At 40.0% G+C, this 23,108-nt stretch carries 23 protein-coding genes; all 23 read left to right on the top strand.

Annotated elements, in window-relative coordinates; all coding sequences use genetic code 11:
• Positions 1 to 26: 26 nt before the first annotated feature.
• The 23 genes from lepA to recO all read left to right on the top strand — a co-directional run bounded on the left by lepA (position 27) and on the right by recO (position 23,059).
• Positions 27 to 1,835: a translation elongation factor 4 gene (lepA, locus tag ACZ47N_RS02520; protein WP_464887572.1), complete on the top strand. Its 1,809-nt coding sequence runs from the start codon at positions 27 to 29 to the stop codon at positions 1,833 to 1,835.
• A 17-nt stretch (positions 1,836 to 1,852) separates the two neighbouring features.
• Positions 1,853 to 2,995: a radical SAM family heme chaperone HemW gene (gene hemW / locus ACZ47N_RS02515; RefSeq protein ID WP_464887571.1), complete on the top strand. Its 1,143-nt coding sequence runs from the start codon at positions 1,853 to 1,855 to the stop codon at positions 2,993 to 2,995.
• 129 nt (positions 2,996 to 3,124) lie between these two features.
• On the top strand, positions 3,125 to 4,156 hold the full coding sequence (hrcA, locus tag ACZ47N_RS02510) for a heat-inducible transcriptional repressor HrcA (protein WP_464887570.1): 1,032 nt from the start codon (positions 3,125 to 3,127) through the stop codon (positions 4,154 to 4,156).
• 81 nt (positions 4,157 to 4,237) lie between these two features.
• Positions 4,238 to 4,834 carry a nucleotide exchange factor GrpE gene (gene grpE, locus ACZ47N_RS02505; protein WP_464887569.1) on the top strand — a complete coding sequence of 199 codons (597 nt, stop codon included), beginning with the start codon at positions 4,238 to 4,240 and terminating at the stop codon, positions 4,832 to 4,834.
• Positions 4,835 to 4,881: 47 nt separating this feature from the next.
• The gene (dnaK, locus tag ACZ47N_RS02500) at positions 4,882 to 6,729 is read left to right on the top strand and encodes a molecular chaperone DnaK (RefSeq protein ID WP_464887568.1); all 1,848 of its coding nucleotides are present in this window, start codon (positions 4,882 to 4,884) and stop codon (positions 6,727 to 6,729) included.
• A 112-nt stretch (positions 6,730 to 6,841) separates the two neighbouring features.
• Positions 6,842 to 7,984: a molecular chaperone DnaJ gene (gene dnaJ / locus ACZ47N_RS02495; RefSeq protein WP_464887567.1), complete on the top strand. Its 1,143-nt coding sequence runs from the start codon at positions 6,842 to 6,844 to the stop codon at positions 7,982 to 7,984.
• 35 nt (positions 7,985 to 8,019) lie between these two features.
• Positions 8,020 to 8,967: a 50S ribosomal protein L11 methyltransferase gene (prmA, locus tag ACZ47N_RS02490; protein WP_464887566.1), complete on the top strand. Its 948-nt coding sequence runs from the start codon at positions 8,020 to 8,022 to the stop codon at positions 8,965 to 8,967.
• A gap of 48 nt (positions 8,968 to 9,015) precedes the next feature.
• Entirely contained in the window at positions 9,016 to 9,771 is a 756-nt protein-coding gene (locus ACZ47N_RS02485) for an RsmE family RNA methyltransferase (protein ID WP_464887565.1), read from the top strand.
• A 25-nt stretch (positions 9,772 to 9,796) separates the two neighbouring features.
• Positions 9,797 to 11,107 (top strand): tRNA (N(6)-L-threonylcarbamoyladenosine(37)-C(2))-methylthiotransferase MtaB, encoded by a 1,311-nt coding sequence (gene mtaB, locus ACZ47N_RS02480; RefSeq protein WP_464887564.1) that lies wholly within the window; start codon positions 9,797 to 9,799, stop codon positions 11,105 to 11,107.
• An 88-nt stretch (positions 11,108 to 11,195) separates the two neighbouring features.
• Entirely contained in the window at positions 11,196 to 11,543 is a 348-nt protein-coding gene (locus tag ACZ47N_RS02475; protein ID WP_464887563.1) for a histidine triad nucleotide-binding protein, read from the top strand.
• A 130-nt stretch (positions 11,544 to 11,673) separates the two neighbouring features.
• Positions 11,674 to 11,856, top strand: a complete 183-nt coding sequence (gene rpsU / locus ACZ47N_RS02470) for a 30S ribosomal protein S21 (protein ID WP_464887562.1) — start codon at positions 11,674 to 11,676, stop codon at positions 11,854 to 11,856.
• 36 nt (positions 11,857 to 11,892) lie between these two features.
• On the top strand, positions 11,893 to 12,339 hold the full coding sequence (locus ACZ47N_RS02465) for a GatB/YqeY domain-containing protein (RefSeq protein ID WP_464888404.1): 447 nt from the start codon (positions 11,893 to 11,895) through the stop codon (positions 12,337 to 12,339).
• Between the two features lie 128 nt (positions 12,340 to 12,467).
• Positions 12,468 to 13,781, top strand: coding sequence for an NfeD family protein (locus ACZ47N_RS02460; RefSeq protein WP_464887561.1), 1,314 nt, complete (start codon positions 12,468 to 12,470; stop codon positions 13,779 to 13,781).
• Between the two features lie 12 nt (positions 13,782 to 13,793).
• The gene (gene floA / locus ACZ47N_RS02455; protein WP_464887560.1) at positions 13,794 to 14,789 is read left to right on the top strand and encodes a flotillin-like protein FloA; all 996 of its coding nucleotides are present in this window, start codon (positions 13,794 to 13,796) and stop codon (positions 14,787 to 14,789) included.
• 12 nt (positions 14,790 to 14,801) lie between these two features.
• A complete protein-coding gene (locus tag ACZ47N_RS02450) occupies positions 14,802 to 15,308 on the top strand; it encodes a hypothetical protein (protein ID WP_464887559.1) in 507 nt (168 codons plus the stop codon).
• Positions 15,309 to 15,514: 206 nt separating this feature from the next.
• Positions 15,515 to 16,471: a PhoH family protein gene (locus tag ACZ47N_RS02445; RefSeq protein ID WP_464887558.1), complete on the top strand. Its 957-nt coding sequence runs from the start codon at positions 15,515 to 15,517 to the stop codon at positions 16,469 to 16,471.
• A 35-nt stretch (positions 16,472 to 16,506) separates the two neighbouring features.
• A complete protein-coding gene (locus ACZ47N_RS02440) occupies positions 16,507 to 18,648 on the top strand; it encodes an HD family phosphohydrolase (protein ID WP_464887557.1) in 2,142 nt (713 codons plus the stop codon).
• A gap of 1 nt (position 18,649) precedes the next feature.
• Positions 18,650 to 19,105: an rRNA maturation RNase YbeY gene (gene ybeY, locus ACZ47N_RS02435; protein ID WP_464887556.1), complete on the top strand. Its 456-nt coding sequence runs from the start codon at positions 18,650 to 18,652 to the stop codon at positions 19,103 to 19,105.
• Between the two features lie 18 nt (positions 19,106 to 19,123).
• Positions 19,124 to 19,825, top strand: a complete 702-nt coding sequence (locus tag ACZ47N_RS02430; RefSeq protein WP_464887555.1) for a diacylglycerol kinase — start codon at positions 19,124 to 19,126, stop codon at positions 19,823 to 19,825.
• Between the two features lie 31 nt (positions 19,826 to 19,856).
• Positions 19,857 to 20,972: a DUF3048 domain-containing protein gene (locus ACZ47N_RS02425; protein ID WP_464887554.1), complete on the top strand. Its 1,116-nt coding sequence runs from the start codon at positions 19,857 to 19,859 to the stop codon at positions 20,970 to 20,972.
• Between the two features lie 28 nt (positions 20,973 to 21,000).
• Positions 21,001 to 21,426, top strand: coding sequence for a cytidine deaminase (locus ACZ47N_RS02420; protein WP_464888403.1), 426 nt, complete (start codon positions 21,001 to 21,003; stop codon positions 21,424 to 21,426).
• Positions 21,416 to 22,306, top strand: coding sequence for a GTPase Era (gene era / locus ACZ47N_RS02415; RefSeq protein ID WP_464887553.1), 891 nt, complete (start codon positions 21,416 to 21,418; stop codon positions 22,304 to 22,306). Before ACZ47N_RS02420 ends, era begins: the two co-directional genes overlap by 11 nt.
• 12 nt (positions 22,307 to 22,318) lie before the next feature.
• On the top strand, positions 22,319 to 23,059 hold the full coding sequence (gene recO / locus ACZ47N_RS02410; RefSeq protein WP_464887552.1) for a DNA repair protein RecO: 741 nt from the start codon (positions 22,319 to 22,321) through the stop codon (positions 23,057 to 23,059).
• Positions 23,060 to 23,108: the final 49 nt, after the last annotated feature.

Genomic DNA, 23,108 nt, shown 5'->3' with positions numbered 1-23,108 from the left:
TTGATATCCTTGAAGGAGGAATTCTCTTGTCTGAAAATCGTCAAAATAAAACCAGAAACTTTAGCATCATTGCACATATTGATCACGGAAAATCAACCTTGGCCGATCGGCTCATTGAACATACAGGTTTAGTAAGCCATCGAGAAATGAAAGAACAGCTGCTGGATAATATGGATTTGGAACGTGAGCGAGGCATTACCATCAAGCTCCAAACCATTCGATTAAACTATAAAGCAAAGGATGGGATAGAATACCGTTTAAATCTCATCGATACACCGGGACATGTTGACTTTACCTATGAGGTATCAAGAAGCTTGGCTGCCTGCGAAGGGGCTATCTTAATCGTAGATGCAGCTCAAGGGATTGAAGCACAAACCTTAGCCAATGTTTATCTAGCATTGGAACAGGATCTTGAAATTATTCCTGTTATTAATAAAATTGATCTTCCTAGTGCTAGAGTGGAGGAAGTAAAAAAAGAAATTGAAGATGTGATTGGCCTTGACACAGAAGGAATTCCACTTATTTCTGCAAAGGAAGGCATTAACATTGAAGATGTTTTGGAAGCGGTGGTTCAACGTGTGCCAGCCCCAAGAGGAAACGAAGAAGCACCTGCAAAAGCATTGATATTTGATTCAGTATACGATAATTATCGTGGCGTTATTGGCTATATTCGACTGGTGGATGGCGAACTTAAAAAAGGAATGCAGATTAAAATGATGGCTGGAAAAAAAGAATTTGAAGTAACAGAGGTGGGTTTATTTTCGCCAGGACCGATTCCGCAGGAATCCTTAAAAGCTGGAGATGTTGGATATGTTGCTGCCAGTATAAAGGATGTGCGTAATTGCCGAGTGGGGGATACCATTACAGATGCTGAGAGACCAGCGGAAAGTCCATTTCCAGGTTATCGAAAAGTGGTGCCAATGGTTTACTGTGGCGTTTATCCAGCAGAAGGGGAAAAGTTTGAAGATGTAAGAGATGCACTGGAAAGATTACAAGTAAATGATGCGGCTCTTGTTTTTGAACATGAAACATCTGCAGCACTGGGTTTTGGCTTTCGATGTGGTTTTCTAGGGTTGCTTCATATGGAGATTATGCAAGAACGATTAGAACGAGAATTTGACCTAGATCTTGTTACAACAGCTCCTAGCGTTATTTATCAGGTATATAAGACGGATGGAGAGATGGTTTCGATCCAAAACCCAGCTAATATGCCTAAACCACAGGAAATAGCCAAGATAGATGAACCAATTGTGAAGGCGGCTATCATGGTGTTAAATGATTATGTTGGAGCGGTAATGGAGCTTTGTCAAGAGCGCAGAGGATCCATGATAAGTATGGACTACTTAGATGAAAAACGTGTCACCCTACAATATGAGTTGCCGTTGAATGAAGTAATTTTTGATTTTTTTGATGCATTGAAGTCCAAGACACGAGGGTATGGATCTTTAGATTATGAAATGTTGGGTTATCGGGAATCCAAGCTAGTAAAATTGGATATTTTAATCAATGGTGAACAGGTGGATGCACTATCTTTCATCGTACACGAAAGTAAGGCCTACGAACGCGGAAAATTGATGTGTGAGAAGTTGAAAGATGAAATTCCAAGGCATCAATTTGCCATACCACTGCAAGCAGCCATAGGACAAAAAATCATATCGAGAGAAACCATCAGAGCCCTGCGTAAGGATGTGACGGCCAAATGTTATGGTGGAGACATTAGCCGTAAGCGCAAACTTTTAGAAAAGCAAAAAGAGGGGAAAAAGCGTATGCGTCAAGTCGGCAGTGTAGAAGTCCCTCAAAAAGCATTTATGTCCGTATTAAAACTTGATTCCTGATTTTTGGAGGTTGATTGATGAAAACCTGTGCACCTATAAGTATTTATATTCATATCCCGTATTGTGCTTCTAAATGCCATTATTGTGATTTTGTGTCCTGTGTTGGTAGTGAATCTGAAATAAGCCAATACCTTGGATACTTGGAGTTAGAGATGGAGTTATATCAAAAACTCTTGGAAAACCGATGCATTAAAACCATTTTTTTGGGTGGAGGGACTCCATCTTTAATTTCCAGTGAAGAGATGATAAAGCTAATGAAAGCGCTTAAATCTACATTTAATGTGATGCCAGACGCAGAAGTTTCGGTAGAAGCCAACCCAGGACATATGGATCAACGAAGACTTCATGGTTACAGGCAAAGTGGCATTAATCGGATTAGCTTTGGATTGCAGGCAAGGCAGACCCCATTATTAAAAACTCTTGGAAGGCATCATCGTGCAGAGGATTTTTATCAACAGGTGATACAGGCTAGGAGAGAAGGGTTTTCGAATATAAATGCGGATATTATTTTTGGCGTACCAGGTCAACAGATGCAAGACTGGGTGGAGACCATTGAGTATGTTACCGCCATGAATTTACCGCATTTGTCATGCTACGGTTTGACCTATGAAGAAGGAACCACCCTTTATAAAAAAATGAAGGCGGGACTAGAAAACCCTTTAGAGGAAGAACTGGAGTGGCGTATGTATCGAAAAACCATTGAAACTCTTCAAAAAAGCGGGTATCTACACTACGAAATATCAAACTATGCCAAACCTAGTTATGAATGTTTGCATAATCTCACCTACTGGAAAAATGAAGAATACCTGGCCTTGGGTATAGCGGCACATGGATACTTTAATGGAGAGAGGTATGGCAACGTAGAAAACATAAAGGATTACAAATCCATGTTAAAGCAAGGGTGTTATCCAGTTCTGATGAGAGAGCCCATCAGCCAGATGGAGTCGATAAGAGAAACATTGTTTTTAGGCCTAAGATTGAGGGATGGAATATCCTTAAAGGCCTTTTATAAGAAACATAAACAATCATGCCTCCTTTTGTTTGGAAATGAGATACAAGAGTTGAGGCAGAAAGATTTATTGTGTCTAGATGGAGAACGGATAAAACTAACCGAAAGAGGCTTTGATTTAGCAGACCAAGTACTGGTTGCTTTTATGTAACCAGCAGCCATAGGAGAAAAATCCAGAAGTAGGGTTGACAAAAGTCAAGCAAAATGGTATTTTTATATCAAGAATTAGCACTCGACACTCGAGAGTGCTAACAACGAAGGGGATGCAAAGGTGATGTAAATGGCTTTAAACCATCGAAAACTAAGAATCTTAGAAGCTATTATCAGGGATTACATTGAATCTGCAGAGCCTGTAGGATCTAGAAGTCTTTCTAAAAAATACGATTTAGGGGTAAGTCCTGCGACGATTAGAAATGAAATGTCTGATTTAGAAGAAATGGGCTTTATACAGCAACCACATACATCTGCTGGACGGATTCCATCGGATAAAGGATACAGACTTTATGTCGATAAGCTGATGGAGATTAAGAGAACAGCCAAGAAAAACAGGATACAGATACGAAGCGATATACTTAAAAAATATGGCGAATTAGAACAATTATTAGAGTATACGTCTAGGGTATTGTCTGACTTCACTCAATACACATCCATTGTTTTAGCGCCTCAAGTAAAGAAGAGTCGTATTAAACAGATTCAATTGGCACGATTGAGTGAGGACACGATGTTAGCCATTTTCATTACAAACACAGGGCTTATACAGAATCCTATATTTAAAATTCCGCCAGATATGAAGCAGGAAGAGTTAGAAAAAATCTCCAATTTCTTAAATCAGGAATTCGCAGGCTCAACCTTAGAAGAAATTGAAATACGAATGGCAGATGACTTGAAAAAAGAGTTGGCCCAGTTCCACAATACAGTATATGCATTGTTACCTGAGATGTTTAAAACCCTGGAGCAAGTCAGTGATGTTAGTTTGTATTTAAGTGGTACAACCAACATTTTTAACTTTCCAGAGTTCAATGATTTGACAAAGGCGAGGTCATTTTTAAATCTTTTAGAAGAAAGAAAGACCATTGGCCAGTTGATTTCACGTCAAGATTCAAGTCGATTGAATGTATCAATTGGGAATGAAAACACGATTCAAGAAGCAAAAGAATGCAGTATTGTTACAACTACGTATCACTTAGATCAAGAAACCATAGGGCAGTTAAGCATTATTGGTCCGACTCGTATGGATTACGATCGTGTTATGTCGGTATTAGCACAGGTAAGTAAAATGATGACACAGATCTTAAAGGACCAATCATATTAATGACATGATCAAGTGCGAAGCAATGACTTTGCACTCTCCTTATGTACACAGATGATAATTAAAGGCAGGTGCTTATAATTGATGAAAGAATACAAGGAAGAACTAAAGCAAGAAGAACAAGAAGAACAAGAAGAACAAGAACAACAAAAACAAGAACAAACGCATAAAACACTGGAAACAGAAAAAGAAGCAACAGAAGTCGAGGAAGAAACAGTTGAGGAAGAAACAGTCGAGGAAGAAACATTAAAGCAAGAAGAGGAGAAACAAGAAGGGGACGATAGGCTTCTTCGTCTTCAGGCTGAATTTACGAATTATAAAAGACGAGTGGAAAAAGAAAAAGCAGATCTTTATATCTATGGATGTGAAAACCTGGCGAAAGACCTTTTGCCTGTATTAGATAACTTGGAACGGGCGCTTGAAGCCACAGAGGACAAGAATGCAGGAATCTACAAAGGGGTAGAGCTGATCTACCAGCAAACCTTAGAGGTTTTTAAAAAACATGGCATCCAACCCATAGAAACAAAAGGTGTGGCTTTCGATATGAATAAACATCATGCAGTCATGACAGAACCTTGTGATGAAGATGAGGTTAAGGAAACAGTGGCACAAGAACTGCAAAGAGGATACACCATTGATGAACGGGTTTTACGGCCTGCCATGGTTAAAGTGTATAAATAAAAATTAAATTTGAGTATTATATTGAACCATCAAGGAGGAATAAAAAAATGAGTAAAGTAATAGGGATTGACTTAGGAACAACAAATTCATGTGTAGCCGTGTTAGAAGGTGGAGAGCCAGTTGTTATTCCGAATTCCGAAGGGAATCGCACCACACCATCCGTGGTGGCTTTTGGAAAAGAAGGAGAAAGAATTGTTGGAGAACCAGCCAAACGCCAAGCTGTGACAAATTCAGAAAAAACCATCCAATCCATTAAAAGACATATGGGAACGGATCATAGTGAAAAGATTGATGACAAAGCATATGCACCACAGGATATTTCAGCAATGATCCTTCAAAAATTGAAAGCAGATGCGGAAGCGTATCTGGGTGAAACCGTAAGCGATGTTGTGGTAACAGTACCAGCTTATTTCTCAGATAGCCAACGTCAAGCAACAAAAGATGCAGGGAAAATTGCTGGAATGAACGTATTGAGAATTATCAACGAACCAACAGCAGCTTCACTTGCTTATGGGTTGGATAAAGTGGATGAACAGCAAAAAATTCTGGTTTATGACCTGGGCGGAGGAACTTTCGACGTTTCAATCTTAGAGTTAGGAGACGGCGTATTTGAAGTGCTGGCTACTAGCGGAAACAATAATCTTGGAGGGGACGATTTTGATCAGGTTTTGATTGATCATATCGCCAGTGAGTTTAAAAAGCAGGAAGGCATTGATCTGTCAAAAGACAAAATGGCATTACAACGTTTGAAAGAAGCAGCAGAAAAAGCAAAAAAAGAGTTGTCTAGTACCATGACAACCAATATTAACTTACCCTTTATTACGGCGACTAATGAAGGACCAAAACACTTGAATTTAGATGTTACTAGATCTAAATTTGATGAACTGACTTCACACTTGGTGGATAAAACCATTGATCCAATGAAAAAAGCCTTATCAGATGCTGGGTTAAAAGCAGAAGAACTGGATCGAGTTATTTTAGTTGGAGGATCTACAAGAACCCCTGCTGTTCAAGATGCTGTCAAACGAATTACAGGAAAAGATCCCCACAAAGGCGTGAATCCAGATGAAGTTGTGGCTTTGGGAGCTGCGATCCAAGGTGGTGTGCTGACAGGTGAAGTCAAAGACGTATTACTACTTGACGTGACTCCGTTATCCCTAGGAATAGAAACCTTAGGTGGCGTCTTTACTCAGTTAATTGAGAGAAACACCACCATTCCCACTAAAAAGAGCCAAACATTCTCAACAGCAGCCGATAATCAACCCTCTGTTGATATCCATGTGCTTCAGGGCGAACGACCCATGGCAGCCGATAATATAACCCTTGGACGATTTGAGCTTAGTGGAATTCCACCAGCTCCAAGAGGAGTACCTCAGATTGAAGTTGCCTTTGATATCGATGCTAACGGAATAGTGAATGTATCTGCTAAAGACTTGGGTACAGGAAAAGAGCAAAAAATAACGATTACTGCATCTAGCAATTTAAGTCCAGAAGAAATCGAAAAGAAAGTCAAAGAGGCAGAAAAGTTTGCTGAAGAAGACAAACAGAAAAAAGAAAAAATTGAAGTAAAAAATCAAGCAGATTCCCTTGTGTATCAGACAGAAAAAACCTTAACAGAAGTAGAAGATAAGATTGAGGCAGATCAGAAAGAAAAAGTTCAAGCGGAATTAGATAAGCTGAAAAAAGCCCTAGAAGAAGATGATTTAGATGCCATGAAGCAAGGCGTTGAAGATGTGACGAAGGTATTCCATGAAATATCTGAAAAAATGTATGAAAACGTAGCACAGCAAGAAGGAAGTCCAGAGGCTGGTGCTGAGCAACAGGGCGGTAGCAGCAATGATGAAAACGTGGTAGATGCTGAGTTTGAAGAGGTGGATGAAGAAGAAAACAAATAACTGCGACTATTGTGCCGCATGCCATCATCGGCATGCGGCCATAGCATGTGGTTAATGAGTAGAATAATGTTATGAAAATCAATATACTTGGAATGGTTAGGGTGGTGAAACAGTGGCGAAAAGAGATGTATATGAAATATTGGGTCTTGATCGCAATACCAGTCAGGAAGAGGTAAAAAAAGCATACCGAAAGATGGCCATGAAATACCATCCTGACAGAAATCCAGATGATCAAACGGCTGCAGATAAGTTTAAAGAGGCAAACGAAGCCTACGAAATTTTAAGTGATCCGGAAAAAAGAAAAAGATATGATCAATTTGGATATGATGGTGTGAGCGGTCAAGGCAATGGTGGATTTGGTGGCGCTGGTGGATTCGGCGGTGGATTTGAAGATATTTTTGGAGACATATTTGACATGTTTGGCGGCGGCGGTGGAGGTGGATTCTCTTCATCAAGAAGGAGAGGCCCTCGAAAAGGTGCAGATTTAAAATATGAAATGACCATCACCTTTGAAGAAGCTGTTTTTGGTGCTGAAAAAACAATCAAAGTCAACAAAATGGATACCTGTGATTCCTGCCAAGGAAGTGGTGCAGAAGCTGGCAGTGATACCAAAAGTTGTTCCCATTGCAATGGAACAGGAGAAGTTCGGTTTGCACAGCGAACACCCTTGGGTCAAATACTAAACGTAAGACCATGTGATCATTGCCATGGAGAAGGAAAAATAGTTGAAAATCCATGCAAAGCATGTAACGGCAATGGAAAAAAGAAAAAAGAGAAAAAACTTAAAGTCAATATTCCTGCTGGCGTGGATAATGGTTCTATGATTTCCCTGTCAGGGGAAGGATCACCAGGTGATAAGGGTGGACCTTCAGGAGATTTGTATGTGGTGTTTACCGTGAAGCCACATTCGATATTTGTTAGAGAAGGACAGCATATTATGTGTGATATTCCCATTACCTTTGTACAGGCAACCCTTGGTGATACCATTGACGTGCCAACATTAGATGGAAAAGTAAAGCATAAAATCCCAGAAGGAACCCAGAGTGGTACGGTCTTTCGAATGAAAGGAAAAGGGGTTACCAGCCCTCGTGGCTTGGGTAAAGGCGATCAGTATGTAAAAGTGATTGTAGAGGTGCCCAAAAACTTATCCGATAAACAGAAAGATTTATTAAAGGAATTTGCAGCTGAAGGCAGTGATAGCTCTCATGAACAGAGAAAATCTTTTTTCGATAAAGTAAAAGATGCGTTTAAGTAATCGGAGATTCAGGATAGGCGACGGGAGGAATTAGGGTGAAGTGGATTGAGATATCAGTACAAACAACCTCAGGAGCCGTAGAGGCAGTTTCTAATATCCTCTATGACGCTGGTGTTACAGGTGTTGCCATTGAAGACATTCGAGACCTTGAAATGCTTCATAAGGAAGAAAAGACTTGGGAACTTATTGATGAAAATCTTGCGGACAGCTACCTGGAGGGAGCCGTTGTTAAGGGGTATTTGCCTGACATGCCACATACTGGGGATCAATTAGACTTGATCCGAAAAGCCGTTGACTATCTTCCTGAATATGGACTGGATATTGGTTTAGGAAAAGTGACTGTATCCGCTGTGGACGAAATGGACTGGAGCAATGAATGGAAAAAATACTTCAAACCAATGAAACCAGGGAATACAATTGTTATTAAACCAAGCTGGGAACCCTATTTGCCACAAGTTGGCGAATTGGTGTTGGAGATTGACCCCGGAATGGCTTTTGGAACAGGAACCCATGAAACTACCTCTCTTTGTATTGAAGAAATGGAAAAACATGTAAAGCCGCATCAGTTGGTATACGATATAGGTTGTGGAAGTGGCATCCTTTCGGTTGCGGCTGCTTTACTTGGTGCCGAAAAAGTGATTGCCATAGATTTAGATGAATTGGCAGTGAAAATTACAAAAGAAAATTTGGCTATGAACCAAGTGGAAGAGCGTGTAGAAGTTTTTCAAGGAAACTTAATGGATGTCTTAGATCAACCGGCAGACATTATTGTTTCCAATATCATAGCAGAAATAATCGTTAAAATGTGTGAGGATGTTTGGCAGTATATAAAGCCTGGAGGCATTTGGATCTCTTCAGGTATTATTCGTGACAAACAGCATGAAGTGGAGAAAGCCATTCAAGATGCGGGGCTCATTATCCTCGAAACCAGAGAGATGGGCGAATGGGTTAGTGTTGTAGCACAAGTACCAGAAAGGCCTTGATAAGAGGCCTTTTTTTTGTGATATAATAGAGAAGAGGGAGGTGGAAAGATGCATCATTTTTTTGCGAAACCTGAACATATTGATTTGAATCAACAAACAATTTACATTGAGGGAGAAGATGTGAAGCATATTCAAAAAGTTTTGCGATTAAAAGTGAAGGACATGATCACTGTCTCCAACGGATCTGGACAAGGATATGTCGGTGAACTTACTAGTATTAATAATAAGCAAGTATTGGTGAAAATAAAGAAAGAACTGAAATCCATAGAAAAAGACATTCCGTCATTGGTCTTGTACCAGGGAATTGCTAAAGGCAGTAAAATGGACTTTATTATTCAGAAAGCTGTAGAGCTTGGAGTGAGAACCATCATTCCGACTATAACTGAGCATACCGTGGTACGGTTGAAAGATAAAGAAATTGAAAAAAAGCAGCTTCGTTGGCAGAAAATTGCTGAAGAAGCAGCAAAACAATCTAAATCCTTGATAATGCCAAAGGTCAGCAAGCCTATTCTTTTTAAGGAAGCCATATCGAAAGTGGGGAGTGGTTCATCGAATTATATGCATTTATTGGCCTATGAGGCAGAAAGGAATACTTCTGTTCGAGACTACCTTCAAAAATGCTGTTTATATGATTACGATGGGTTAGGAATTTGGATTGGCCCAGAGGGAGGATTTCATCAGGAAGAAGTAGAGTTAGCGGTAAAGTCCAATGTTCATACCGTTACACTTGGGCCAAGAATTCTTCGAACCGAAACATCTGGAATGGTGATGTTGTCCATTCTATTATACGAGCTAGAGCTTTAGCCTAAAAAAGGAAAGGAACCTATGAATGAATCTAAAGACCGTAGCGATTAGCACCTTGGGATGCAAGGTAAATCAATATGAAACTCAAGCAATGTTGGAAATGTTTGAAAAAAATGGATATCAAATTGTTTCGGAAAAAGAAGCAGCAGATGTTTTTGTGATTAATACCTGTACGGTCACGCATACAGGAGATAAAAAATCACGACAGATGATTCGAAGAGCACTTAAAAATAATCCGCGAGCCATTGTGGCAGTAGTGGGATGCTATTCCCAGCTTGAGCCAGAAGCGGTTCAAGGAATTCAAGGGGTCCACGTTATTTTAGGAACTCAAAATCGTCATCGAATCGTCGATGAAGTAGAAGCAGTAGCAGATCAAAAGGGCCAAAGCATTCAAGTAAAGGAATATGAAAAGAATCCTCCGTATGAAGCTTTGAGTATCCATAAACAGGCAGAAATGACAAGGGCTTATGTAAAAATCCAGGATGGGTGTAATCAGTACTGTAGTTATTGTATTATTCCATTCGCTCGAGGTCCTGTTAGGAGCAGACAGCAGCAGGACATTCTTGATGAAGTGGAAGGCCTTATTTCCAAGGGGTACCAGGAAATTGTATTGACTGGGATACATTTGACATCCTATGGGATGGATAGAAAAGAACCAAAAGCTTTATTAGGACTATTAAATAAATTGGATTTGTTACCTGGATTAGAACGAATACGATTAGGTTCTTTGGATCCAGCCTGGTTTGATAAAGAGGTTATTGCAATACTGATGAACTATAACAAATTGTGCCATCACTTTCATTTATCTCTTCAAAGCGGTACAGATCGAATTCTTAAGAGAATGAATCGGCGCTATGGTGTAGATGAATATATGGATATTGTAAAAGAATTTCGAAAGCACGACCCCAAAACAGCCATCACTACGGATGTGATCACAGGGTATCCAGGAGAAACAGAAGAAGATTTTGAGGAGACTAGCAGATTCTTAGAAACCCTAGGCTTTAGTGAAGTTCATATTTTCAAGTATTCACCTAGAAAAGGAACCATCGCTGCAGCGGATTCAGATCAAATACCAGAAAAAACAAAAGTGAAACGCAGTGAAATCCTGGAATCTATTGTGGGGAAGGAAAAGAAAAAATATAGGCAGCAATTTATAGGGAAAACCCTAGAAGTAATTTTTGAACAACAGATTTCTAGTAATCCAGCAAAGATGATAGGCCATACGGCTGAATACTTGAAAGTGGAAACCAAGTATGAGGAACGTCTATTGAAAAAAATGGTTTCTGTAAAAATTGTTGATATGGAAGCGGAAAATTTGATAGGAGTAGTCTTATAGAAGTAAAATTATGAAAAAGATAGAAGGAATTTTTGTAAGCTTGTCGAATTTATTAAAAGAGACGGTACTGAATAAGGAGGTGTTCTGATTGAATGAGTGTATTTTCTGCAAAATCGCCCAAAAAGAATTGTCGTCAGAAGTTGTTTTTGAAAATGAACATGTGATTGCTTTTCGAGATGTAGCACCCATCGCTCCGATTCATATTCTAGTAATTCCTCATCAGCATGTGAAATCCTTGAATGAGTTGGATGCGGATCAAAGAAAAACAATCTTACCGGAAATATTTGAATGCATTGACTTCCTAGTAAAAAAAGAAGGCTTGAGGGAAGCGGGATATCGAGTTGTCAATAATTGTGGCGAAAATGGTGGACAAACAGTTGATCATTTGCATTTTCATTTGATAGCTGGCCGAGAGATGCAATGGCCTCCGGGTTAAAATCTTTGTTGCATTAGAAACTCATTTAGGTTATAATTGGAACGTGTTCAATCAACTCGAATGCAAGGATGACAGAGATTCTGTCATGAATTACGCACATGCTTGTGCAAGCGGAGGGAGGGAGAAGTCAATGTCAGAGATTAAAGTGAAAGACAATGAATCATTGGACAACGCTCTTCGTCGCTTTAAACGTCAGTGCGCGAAATCCGGGGTTTTAGCAGATGTACGAAAAAAAGAGCATTATGAAAAGCCCAGCGTTCGTCGTAAAAAGAAGTCTGAAGCGGCAAGAAGAAAGAATGCTAAGAAATTTTAATAAGAAGAATCGAAATGGAAGCGTCAGGTGAAGCATATGTCTCTTAAAGATCAACTAGCTGTAGATCTAAAAACAGCGATGAAACAGAAAGAGCTTACACGGAAAAATGTCATTACGATGATTCGTTCCTCCGTAAAGCAAATCGAAGTTGATGAACGCAAAGAAATATCTGACGATGATGTATTGAAAATCATCAAAAAGCAAGTTAAACAGCGTAAAGATTCTCTGGAAGCATTTCAGAATGGTGGGAGAGATGATTTGGTTGATCAAACAAAAGAGGAAATTGCTCTTTTGGAAGCCTATCTTCCGACACCATTATCAGAAGAAGAGTTATGCCAATTAGTCCAAAAAGCGATTGACAAAACTGGTGCTAGTACCATGAAAGAAATGGGGGCTGTAATGACGATGGTCATGGCAGACTCTGGAGGAAAAGCAGATGGTAAACTTGTCAGTCAGATGGTGCGACAAAAGCTCCAATCATAATAAAAACCCGGCTTTGCCGGGTTTTTAAATACACAAATTATGATTAAAAAGTAAAAATAAAGATATAATAGTAAGAGAGAGGTTGCGGGTAGATGGGTTTGTTATTGGGATGAAAGAAGGGGTGCGTTGTGAATAAAAAAATGATCAGACGATATAATAGAATTGTCCTGTCCGTACTAATGATGGTTCTGCTCTTTTCCTCGTTCTTAAGTGCCGAGGCTCCAGAAGAAGGAAATGTGTACATCATCCCCTTGGAAGGGGAAGTGGGACCAGCGATGGAACAGTTTGTTGCTTCCTCCTTGGATTCTGCATTAGAAGATCCGGATATTCAAGGAATTATTTTTGCGATTGATACGTATGGCGGACGTGTTGATGTTGCAGAAAATATTAGTGAGATGATCATGGATGTTCCTGTTACTACTGCCTCTTTTGTGGCACCTAGAGCTATTTCCGCAGGCGTTCTTCTTACCATATCTGCTGATTATGTAACTATGGCCCCTGGCAGCAATATTGGTTCAGCAGAGACAATTCCAGATACAGAAAAGGCCTTATCTGCGTGGACTGGCGAATTGCGATCCGTTGCCCAGGAAAAAGGACGAGACCCAGAATTAGTGGCCGCCATGGCTGATCAACGGATTGCTATAGAAAATGTGGTGGATAAAGGAGAACTATTGAATCTCACCGCTTCTGAGTCCGAAGAGCTAGGGCTGTCAGATTACACAGCAAGGGGTATTAGTGAGGTTTTAGCAGTGATGGAACTTCCGAATGCCAATACAATAGAAATAGAAATGGGAAGGGCTGTTCGCATTGCTCAGGTACTAACCAGTGCATTTGTGGCTCCGGTTCTCCTATCTCTTGGTATGGTTGGCTTGATTATTGAAGTGATGACAGCTGGATTTGGCCTAGGGGGAACCATTAGTTTCATTGCATTTTCCTTGTATTTTGGAGGGAGCATTTTAGCAGGAAACACTGGGATGGCCGTGGTACTTGTGTTTTTAGCAGCCATTGCCCTTTTACTCATTGAAGCCGTAGCACCTGGATTTGGGATTGCAGGCATTGGTGGATTAGGATTAATTGTTGTCAGTGTTGTGATGGCATCTAATACGACAGGAGGTGCAATCGTGTCCCTGATTGTTGCGTTCATCATGTCTATCATCGCATTGATCCTCATTTTAAAATATGCACCTAAAAGCAGCTATTTTGACCGTCTGTTCTTAGGAACTGAGATGACGTCGGATTCAGGTTACATTAGTACGGAACGAAAGGAGGAGTTAATTGGAAAAGAAGGGGTTGTAAAGAGTTATTTGCGTCCATCTGGAACAGTAGAAATCGAAGGAGAACGTATTGACGCTGTTTCTGAAGGAATCTACCTTGAACAGGGAGTTCGGGTCAAGGTCATTAGTATGGAAGGTCGAAGAATTGTCGTTAGAAAATTGGATTAGGAGGAATAGTCGATGCCTATTGAAAGTCTTATTGGGATTATGGTCATTTTAGCAGTTGTTCTTGTAATATTGAGTGTGTTTTTAAGCTTTTTCCCCATTGGTTTATGGATTACAGCCATTTTTTCTGGTGTGCGGATCGGTATATTTACATTAGTGGGCATGCGTTTCCGAAGAGTAAAGCCCTCTAATATTGTTAACCCACTCATTAAAGCGACGAAGGCGGGTTTGGATTTAAACTCCGATAAGCTAGAAGCACATTTTCTAGCGGGTGGCGATGTTAATCGAGTGGTAGATGCATTGATTGCAGCACAGCGTGCTGAAATTAACCTTGTTTTTGAAAGAGCTGCTGCTATTGACTTAGCAGGTCGAGACGTGTTGCAGGCAGTGCAGGTGAGTGTTAACCCAAAAGTCATCGAAACACCTAAGATAGCGGCTGTAGCAAAAAATGGAATTGAAGTAATGGTAAAAGCAAGGGTGACGGTTCGTGCCAATATTGAACGCCTTGTGGGTGGTGCAGGAGAAGAAACCATTATAGCTCGTGTAGGAGAAGGAATTGTTACGACAGTAGGTTCTGCGGAAACCCATAAAGCGGTCTTGGAAAACCCAGACTTAATTTCCAGAACGGTTTTATCAAAAGGCCTAGATGCAGGAACAGCGTTTGAGATCCTATCCATCGATATTGCAGACATTGATATCGGCCGAAACATTGGAGCTCAGTTGCAGACAGATCAAGCAGATGCAGATAAGCGTATTGCTCAAGCTAAAGCAGAAGAAAGACGTGCCATGGCTGTAGCCAAAGAGCAGGAAATGAAAGCAGCTGTTGAAGAAATGCGTGCAAAAGTAGTGGAAGCAGAAGCAGAGGTACCAAAAGCAATTTCTCAAGCATTAAAAGATGGCAACTTAGGTGCTATGGATTACTATAATATGAAAAACGTTATGTCCGATACAGAAATGAGAAATGCCATATCGAAAATAAATCAGTCCCCTAATGAAGAATCGGATAAATAAGGAAGTGATGGCATGCAAATTGAAAGCATCCTCATATTTGTTGTTTTAATTGCCCTAACATCTTTTTCAAACAAAAAAAAGCAAGCTCAGCAACAACGTAAGAAGCAACAAGGGACAGCTACTTCTCAGCAGCAGAGACAAACCCAAAAGACACCGCCAGTTACATCGGCTCCACAAACCAAAAAAAGATCTCTGCAAGACGTATTTAAAGAAATGCAAAGTGAGCTGGAGACCGAATACAACAAAAAGGCAGATAGCCAAAGGAAGGATCCAGATCTAGAGCAAACAGTCCCAAGTCAGAAAACAGATTTGAAAGAGAAAAAAGTATTAGGGACAGAAAAAAAGAAGAAAAACATGAAACCACCAGAACCTACAGAGGAGTTAAAACAAAAAAGCCCTATCTATGCATCTGAGATTAAAGATAGAACTCCTTTTAAGAAACTGGATATAAATCAACATACGGTCTTTAATGGGATTATTTTTTCAGAGATTCTTGGAAAACCCAAAGGGAAGCGTTAAAGACAAGGATTAACATTTTTGACAAGAGAGGAGCGCAGGATAGAAAGCGCTCCTTTTTCTGTTTTAAAACTGGCGCTAGATATCTTAGAGCACATTCAATCGACCTCATCCACATTATTTCAAAAACTATGGAGAGACAGTGGATTATAAGGTATAATAAGCTATGAATAGCCATTGCGATAACAGCTTGAAATGGAGGTTTTTATTTGACGCAAAATACGCATAAGTCCATTCAAATTCCCGATGCGATGTTGATTCGTGAACTCTTTGGATCGGGTGATCAACATGCACAGATGATACGGAAAGAGCTTGGCGTGGACCTAATTAATAGAGATGATGAGATACTGTTGCAAGGAGATCCTTCCAATGTGCTTATGGCAGAAGAACTACTGCAGCTTTTAATTAAAGAAAAAAATAGGATTGGAGATATTTCTGTACAGAAAGTAGAGTATTTTCTACAGCAGCTTTTAAGAGGGAAATCCGAGACAGTGCAACAATTTGTCGCCGAGCCAATGTATATGACAGCTAAGGGAAAAACCATTCAACCTAAAACCGCAGGACAGGCCCATTACGTTTCTGTAATGGAAGAAAAAGATATGAGTTTTGGAATAGGACCAGCAGGTACTGGCAAGACCTATTTGGCCGTGGCAATGGCAGTGAAAGCATTTGGTCAAAAAGAGGTGAATAAAATTATTTTGACAAGACCAGCCATTGAAGCTGGAGAGAGCCTTGGATTTCTTCCAGGAGATTTGAAAGAAAAGGTAGACCCTTATTTGCGACCTTTATATGATTCCTTGTTTGATATTCTTGGGCAGGAAAAATTTCAAAAATACATGGAACGAGGGCTTATTGAAGTGGCGCCATTGGCCTATATGCGTGGCAGAACTTTAGATTATGCTTTTGTAATACTGGATGAAGCGCAAAACACGACACAAGAGCAGATGAAAATGTTTCTTACCAGAATTGGAGTTGGATCAAAGGCAGTGGTGACGGGGGATATCACACAAATTGATTTGCCTCGAGGTAAGTCTTCCGGATTAGTACAAGCACTGGAGGTTCTTAAAGATATTCCAGAAATTGGACGAGTGTATTTGACGCAGCAAGATGTTGTGCGTCATTCTTTGGTGCAAAAAATAATAAATGCCTATGAAAAAGCGGAGTAATATCCACGTATTCAAGGAGCTGCGAGGAGGATTCTATGGGAATATTGGACCGATTAAATCAGCGGAGAATGCGTATGCAAAAAAAACGAATTACAGAGAAAAAAAAATTATCTGCACATGAAGAAAAAAACCTTTTATCAAGAAAACTAACATGGCATTATATCGCTCTAGGAGTTGTATTTTTTGGGGTTACTTTTTATTTACTATTAATCAGTTTACAGCCTTCCCAATATGATTTGAGAGCTGGTCAAGTTGCACCAGAAAACATTACATCTCCTAGGATGATTGTAGATGAACATTCAACACAAAAGCTTCGAGAGGAGGCAGCAGAAGGAATATCGTCTGTATATCGAACGGATACCGCTGTTTTTAATGAGGTAAAAAACGATATCGATGGGTTTTTTAATGATCTCTATTCCATTAAACAGGACGGAGACAGAAGCCTAAATGAAAAAGTAGAAGCCTTGGAAGAAAACCACCTGGGTATTACAGGGATTCATCTTCAGGTTTTATTGGAGACCCCTATTGAACGATTGAATAATGTTGAAAACTATCTTTATGAAATCGTTGCACAGCGCATGAATAACGGAATTAAAGTAGCGGAACTTCAGGAAGAAAAAAGCGAAATAAGAGAATTTTTTGCGACTTTAACAGAATTAGAAGAACAATTGAAAGAATCTGCCATTGTTATCATTAATGCAACTATTCGACCCAATCAGTTTATGGATGTGGAAGCAACGGAGCGGTTGCGTCAGGAATCAAGAGAAGCTGTCTCTCCTGTTGTTATTCGCAGAGGAGATGTTTTGGCGGAGCAGGGAGAAAGAATATCTTCCAACACCTATGCGATTATGCAGGAACTGGGTTTGGTTGAAAGTGGGTTTAGGCCCGATGCTCGATTGTATGCAGGAGCATCGGCTGTCACTTTTTTAATGATGTTTATTATGACAGGCTATATCTATTTGTTTCATCCTGATTATTTTTATAAAACGAAAAAATTAGGCTTATTGGTATTGATTATGTTATTGGTGCTGATAGCAGCAAAACCCATCGGTATTTTATCCATCTATTTGATCCCTATCGCTACGGGTGCCATGCTTTTAGCCTTGCTGTTGGAAGCAAGATTGGCTATTGTTACCAATGCTATTTTAAGCATCCTAGTGGCGATTATGGCAGGAAATGATTTAATGCTTTTGGTAATGGGTGTAGCTGGAGGAACAGCCGGTGTATTAAGCATGGTGAACACCAAACAGAGGGGAAAAATATTTTTTTCTGGTTTAGTTGTTGGAATTTCCAACGTTGTTATTATTACTAGCTTTGGCCTGATTGGCAACCATCAAACCCTCTATGTATTACAGGATGCTGGAATGGGCATGTTTAGTGGGGTGTTATGTGCAGTTTTAGCCATAGGGACGCTGCCGTTTTGGGAATATAGCTTTTCTATCTTGACGTCAGTCAAACTCATCGAATTATCTAATCCTTCGCATCCTTTGCTAAAGAAATTGTTGATGGAAGCTCCTGGAACCTATCATCATAGTATTGTCGTAGGCAACTTAGCAGAAGCCGCTGTGAATCATATTGGTGGAGATGGATTACTGGTAAGAGTAGGCGCTTTTTACCATGACATAGGAAAAGTAAAGAGACCGTATTTTTTCAAAGAAAATCAATTTGTGAGCGAAAACCCACATGATAAATTGGCGCCATCCCTTAGTGCATTAATTATAACGGGTCATGTAAAAGATGGGGTGGAAATAGCCGAAAAGAGCAAATTGCCTCAGGAAATTATTGCTTTTATCAAAGAGCATCATGGCACAACATTGGCGGCATTCTTTTTTCATAAAGCCCAACAAGAGTGTAGCGATCCTAAGATGATTGATGAAATGATGTACCGATACCCTGGCCCAGTGCCACAAAGTCGAGAAACTGCAGTCCTTATGTTGGCAGACTCGGCAGAAGCGGCGGTTCGGAGTCTTGAAAGTCCTAATCGAGATAAGATCGAACAAATTATTAAAAAAATAATTCAAACAAAACTGGAAGATGGGCAGCTAGAAGATAGTCAGTTAACCCTCACAGAACTAAAGGAAATAAGACAAGTATTTAGTCAAATGTTAGCTGGAATTATGCATGAACGAATCAAATACCCGGAAATGGACATAAAAGAATTGAAAGGCAGGAAATAAAATGGATATAGTGATTGATATTGATAATAGACAAGATGTACTTGCTTTGACAGAAACCACCATACAGCAGATTCACCAATCCATTGCGTTTTGTTATGAAATGGAAAATTATTCAAAAACATATCAGGTGAGCTTATCTTTTGTGGAGAATGAAGAAATTCAAGGGCTTAATCAGTCTTATCGTGGCAAAGATGAACCAACGGATGTGTTGTCATTTCCTTTGGATTTTGAGGGTCCAGAAGTGGGGGAAAAGCTCCTAGGGGATATTGTTATATCAACAGAGAAAGTAATAGAACAGGCGAAAGAATACGGTCACAGTGAGAATCGTGAAATGATTTATTTGGTGGTCCACAGTGTATTTCATTTAATGGGGTATGACCATATGGATGAAGCTAATAAGAAAATAATGCGGCAAAAAGAAGAACAGGTGATGATATTAATGAATCTTACCGAATAAGTAACCGGAGGATTAAATATGAAAGTAAAAAAACTGATGAGCAGTTTTAATTATGCTTTTCAAGGCATTGTATATACCTTGCGAACACAAAGAAATATGCGGATTCATGTAACGGTTTCCGCCTTTGTTCTGTTGATGAGCCTTTTTTTTCGGTTAAATCGCTGGGAAATGATGATTCTTTTTGCGACGATTACGATGGTCATTGTTGCAGAAATGATCAATACCGCTATCGAAGCGACCATTGATTTAATGACAGACCAATACAATATTTTTGCAAAAATAGCGAAAAATGTAGCGGCTGGTGCGGTACTTATTGCATCTTTGAATGCTGTGATTATGGGATACCTTCTTTTTGCATCCCATTTAAATCCGGCCTCACAGCAGGTTATTATGGTAGTGAGAGAGTCGGACGTTCATATCACCTTTATTGTATTGGTAGTGGTGATGACAGCTACCTTGGGTATTAAAGTGTATCTTGGCAAGGGATCTCCTCTTTCTGGTGGGATGCCAAGCGGGCATGCCACCCTAGCTTTTTCTATTGCAACAGCCATTAGTCTTATTACCGCCAATCTTTTGGTAAGCGGGTTGTCGATGTTGTTAGCCTTATTGGTATCCCAAAGCCGAGTGGAAGCTAATATTCATACCTTTTTAGAAGTAGTAGTAGGCGCTCTATTGGGAGTCATACTAACAACGCTGTTATTTCAACTTTTGTTGACATAAGCATCTTTGGAAGAGGAAAGGGGAAAAACCATTGATAGAAAAATTGAGTTCTAAGGAGAAAATTCTATTCTTCACGATTGGACTTCTACTTATCTTAACGTTAATGGCATGCGGGTCTGAATCCATTATTGAAGACGAGTTGGAGGTTCAGGAGTCTGATGAACGCCCAGAAGCATTAAATGAGTCGGAGGAGAACCTAATTCCAGAAGGGATGGTGCAAAGCCCCTTTAATGGACAATGGATTCCAGAAGAAAAAAGGAATCAAAGACCAGTTGCACTTCAGATTAACAACAGTACAGCTGCTTATCCACAAAGTGGAATCGCTCAGGCAGATATTATATATGAAACCTTAGCTGAAGGGAATATAACAAGGTTAGTAGCGGTTTTTCACCTATTTGAATCAGAAAAAATCGGCCCGATTCGCAGTGCGCGTCATTACTATTTAGATATGGTGGCAAATCATGATGCAGTATATATGCATTATGGAGGGAGCCCTCAGGCGTATAGCTATATTCGCCAGATGAATGCTCCGAATATGGACGGTTTATCTTGGCTTGATGGAATCGTATGTTGGAGAGATCCAGAACGAAGAGCTATTCCAAGAATGTTGGAACACAGTGTTTATACGAATGCTGCTCATTTAGAAGATGGATGGGAGAGAAGAGAATTAAGAACAGAACTGGCGGATGACTTTGTTTCTGGCCTTAACTTTGAAATAGAAACAACCATCCCTTGGGGACAAAGAGCGGACTACATAACCATCCCCTTTTCCAATTCATATGTGTCTTCTTTTGATTATGATCGTGAATCCCAGAAGTACACAAAGTATCAATCTGGTAAACTTCACATGGATGAAGAAGTTGATCAACCGCTTATGTTTACGAACTTGATTATTCAGCGTACGGATATTCGGATAATTCCAGGGGATGATGCTGGAAGAAGGGATGTAGCCATTATTGGAAGTGGGGATGGTTTCTTTATTTCTGCTGGACGGGGAGTTGCGATTCAATGGAACAAGCCAAATTATGCTTCTCCTACTCACTATATTGAAAAGAAAACGGGTCAACCAATTAAATTGAATCCTGGAAAGACTTATATTGGGATTGTACCTCGAGGAAAAGAAATATCATTTTATCAAAAGGACTAGAGAAGAATAAGGATTTGAAAGGATGTTAATGATGGAAAAGAAGCTCATTCAAAAAGCAATGGAAGTGCGGGAAAAAGCCTACGTTCCATACTCTTCCTTTAAAGTGGGAGCAGCTCTGCTAGGGGGGTCTGGTGCTATTTACACAGGGTGCAATGTGGAATGTGCCTCTTTGGGAGGGACAAACTGTGCAGAAAGAACCGCATTGTTTAAAGCCATTTCCGAAGGCGAGACTAGTTTTCAGGCGATTGCCGTGACTGGAGATCCAGATCAATACACATATCCCTGCGGTATTTGCCGACAGGTGTTGGTAGAGTTTGGAAAGGACCTTAAGGTCATTGTGGCGAAATCCGAGACAGATTATCGAGTGCATGGACTGGACGCACTATTGCCACATTCATTTACACCAGAAGATCTAGAAAAGCCAAAAAAACAGGAGGATAAACATGACCTTTAAATCAGGATTTGTTGCTGTAGTTGGAAGACCTAATGTTGGAAAATCAACATTGATGAATCGTTTGGTAGGAGAAAAAGTTGCGATTATGTCCTCAAAACCCCAAACGACTCGAAATACAATTAGAGGAATCTTGACCAGCGAAACCAGTCAAATGATCCTTGTAGATACACCGGGACTTCATAAGCCGTCATCAAAGCTAGGGGACTTTATGGTGCAAAGTGCCTTAAACACCTTACAAGATGTAGATGTGATTCTTTACTTAGTAGAGTCGGAAAATAGAATAGGGCCAGGAGACCGGTATATAATGGAACAATTGGAAAAAGTCAGTACTCCCATTGTGTTGGCGATTAATAAAATGGACTTATCAAATGCGGAACAGCTTGAGGTGTGCTTTGATAATTATGAAAAGACCGACCTTTTTCAACGAATTTTGCCAGTTTCAGCCACCCTTGGAGAAAACATGAGCCAATTATTAAAAACCCTAGAATCCTTTTTGCCTGAAGGTCCTCGCTACTTTCCAGAAGAAGAATATACGGATCAGCCAGAAAGGGTGATGGTGGAAGAGTTAATAAGGGAAAAAGTATTGCAATACTTGGAGCAGGAAATACCACATGGAGTAGCCGTAACGACAGAAAAAATGACCTATCGTCCAGAAAAAAACCTAACAGAGATACAAGCAGCCATCTTTTGTGAGAAAAAATCACATAAAGGAATTATTATTGGCAAAAACGGAAGAAAACTAAAGGGGATCGGTAAAGCCGCACGCATGGATATCCAGAACCTTTTGGGGCATCAAGTACATTTAGAACTTTGGGTGAAAGTTAAAGAAGGCTGGAGAGATCAGGAAACAACCCTAAAAGATCTGGGATACAAAGAATAAAGGTGAAAATCAATGCTGATCAATACAGAAGCCTTTGTGCTTAAAAGCCAAAAATATCGGGAATCCGATAGTTTATTGACTTTATACAGTCGCCAATATGGAAAATTAAGTGCAGTGGCGAAAGGATCTAGAAAACCAAAAAGCAAGATGCTGGCTGGAGTACAGCCTTTTTCTCATGGGGAATACGTCCTTTATAAGGGAAGGAACATGTATACAGTCAATCAAGCGGAAGTAAAACATGGGTTTTATGCCTTGCGAGAGGATTACGAGCGCTTGGCATATGCTTCTTATATAGTGGAATTGGTTTTATCTGAAGCCATAGAAGGACAAGGAAATACCACTATTTTTTCTCTGCTTGGAAATACGTTGACGCTTCTCTGCCGTGAAGGCACCATACAGACATCTTTGATACGGGCTTTTGAGATAAAATTTATGGCGAATGCCGGTTATCAGCCTAATTTAATGGGTTGCACATCTTGCGGCACTGAGGAACTGAAAGATCCTCTTTTTTTTAGTCACTCCCAAGGAGGTGTTGTGTGCCATGCTTGTCAAGATAAATCCAAAGATAGGATACGGGTATCGAAAAACTTGATGACATTAGCACAGAGCTTTCTGATGAGCGACCTAAGAGCAGCAGCAAAGATAAAGGTTTCTCCTTCTTTGGACAAGCAATTGCACCAATTGATGGGTGGATATATTCAATGCCATTTTGGATACTTTGCTTCTAAAAGCTTGCGGTTGATAGAGACTTAATAGGATTTATTAGTTGATTGGACGTTGACATTTCTGAGAGATTTGGTAG

The organism is Tindallia texcoconensis (genome assembly GCF_055383815.1).
This window is presented reverse-complemented; position numbering and strand designations above follow the sequence as displayed.

Bases quoted from the DNA above. Each gene is read 5' to 3' on its own strand.
- ACZ47N_RS02450 (WP_464887559.1), top strand. From the start codon at position 14,802: ATGCAAATTGAAAGCATCCTCATATTTGTTGTTTTAATTGCCCTAACA.
- grpE (WP_464887569.1), top strand. From the start codon at position 4,238: ATGAAAGAATACAAGGAAGAACTAAAGCAAGAAGAACAAGAAGAACAA.
- recO (WP_464887552.1), top strand. From the start codon at position 22,319: ATGCTGATCAATACAGAAGCCTTTGTGCTTAAAAGCCAAAAATATCGG.
- hrcA (WP_464887570.1), top strand. From the start codon at position 3,125: ATGGCTTTAAACCATCGAAAACTAAGAATCTTAGAAGCTATTATCAGG.
- ybeY (WP_464887556.1), top strand. From the start codon at position 18,650: ATGGATATAGTGATTGATATTGATAATAGACAAGATGTACTTGCTTTG.
- ACZ47N_RS02485 (WP_464887565.1), top strand. From the start codon at position 9,016: ATGCATCATTTTTTTGCGAAACCTGAACATATTGATTTGAATCAACAA.
- mtaB (WP_464887564.1), top strand. From the start codon at position 9,797: ATGAATCTAAAGACCGTAGCGATTAGCACCTTGGGATGCAAGGTAAAT.
- era (WP_464887553.1), top strand. From the start codon at position 21,416: ATGACCTTTAAATCAGGATTTGTTGCTGTAGTTGGAAGACCTAATGTT.
- dnaK (WP_464887568.1), top strand. From the start codon at position 4,882: ATGAGTAAAGTAATAGGGATTGACTTAGGAACAACAAATTCATGTGTA.
- hemW (WP_464887571.1), top strand. From the start codon at position 1,853: ATGAAAACCTGTGCACCTATAAGTATTTATATTCATATCCCGTATTGT.
- ACZ47N_RS02430 (WP_464887555.1), top strand. From the start codon at position 19,124: ATGAAAGTAAAAAAACTGATGAGCAGTTTTAATTATGCTTTTCAAGGC.
- floA (WP_464887560.1), top strand. From the start codon at position 13,794: ATGCCTATTGAAAGTCTTATTGGGATTATGGTCATTTTAGCAGTTGTT.
- ACZ47N_RS02465 (WP_464888404.1), top strand. From the start codon at position 11,893: ATGTCTCTTAAAGATCAACTAGCTGTAGATCTAAAAACAGCGATGAAA.
- rpsU (WP_464887562.1), top strand. From the start codon at position 11,674: ATGTCAGAGATTAAAGTGAAAGACAATGAATCATTGGACAACGCTCTT.
- ACZ47N_RS02420 (WP_464888403.1), top strand. From the start codon at position 21,001: ATGATGGAAAAGAAGCTCATTCAAAAAGCAATGGAAGTGCGGGAAAAA.
- ACZ47N_RS02440 (WP_464887557.1), top strand. From the start codon at position 16,507: ATGGGAATATTGGACCGATTAAATCAGCGGAGAATGCGTATGCAAAAA.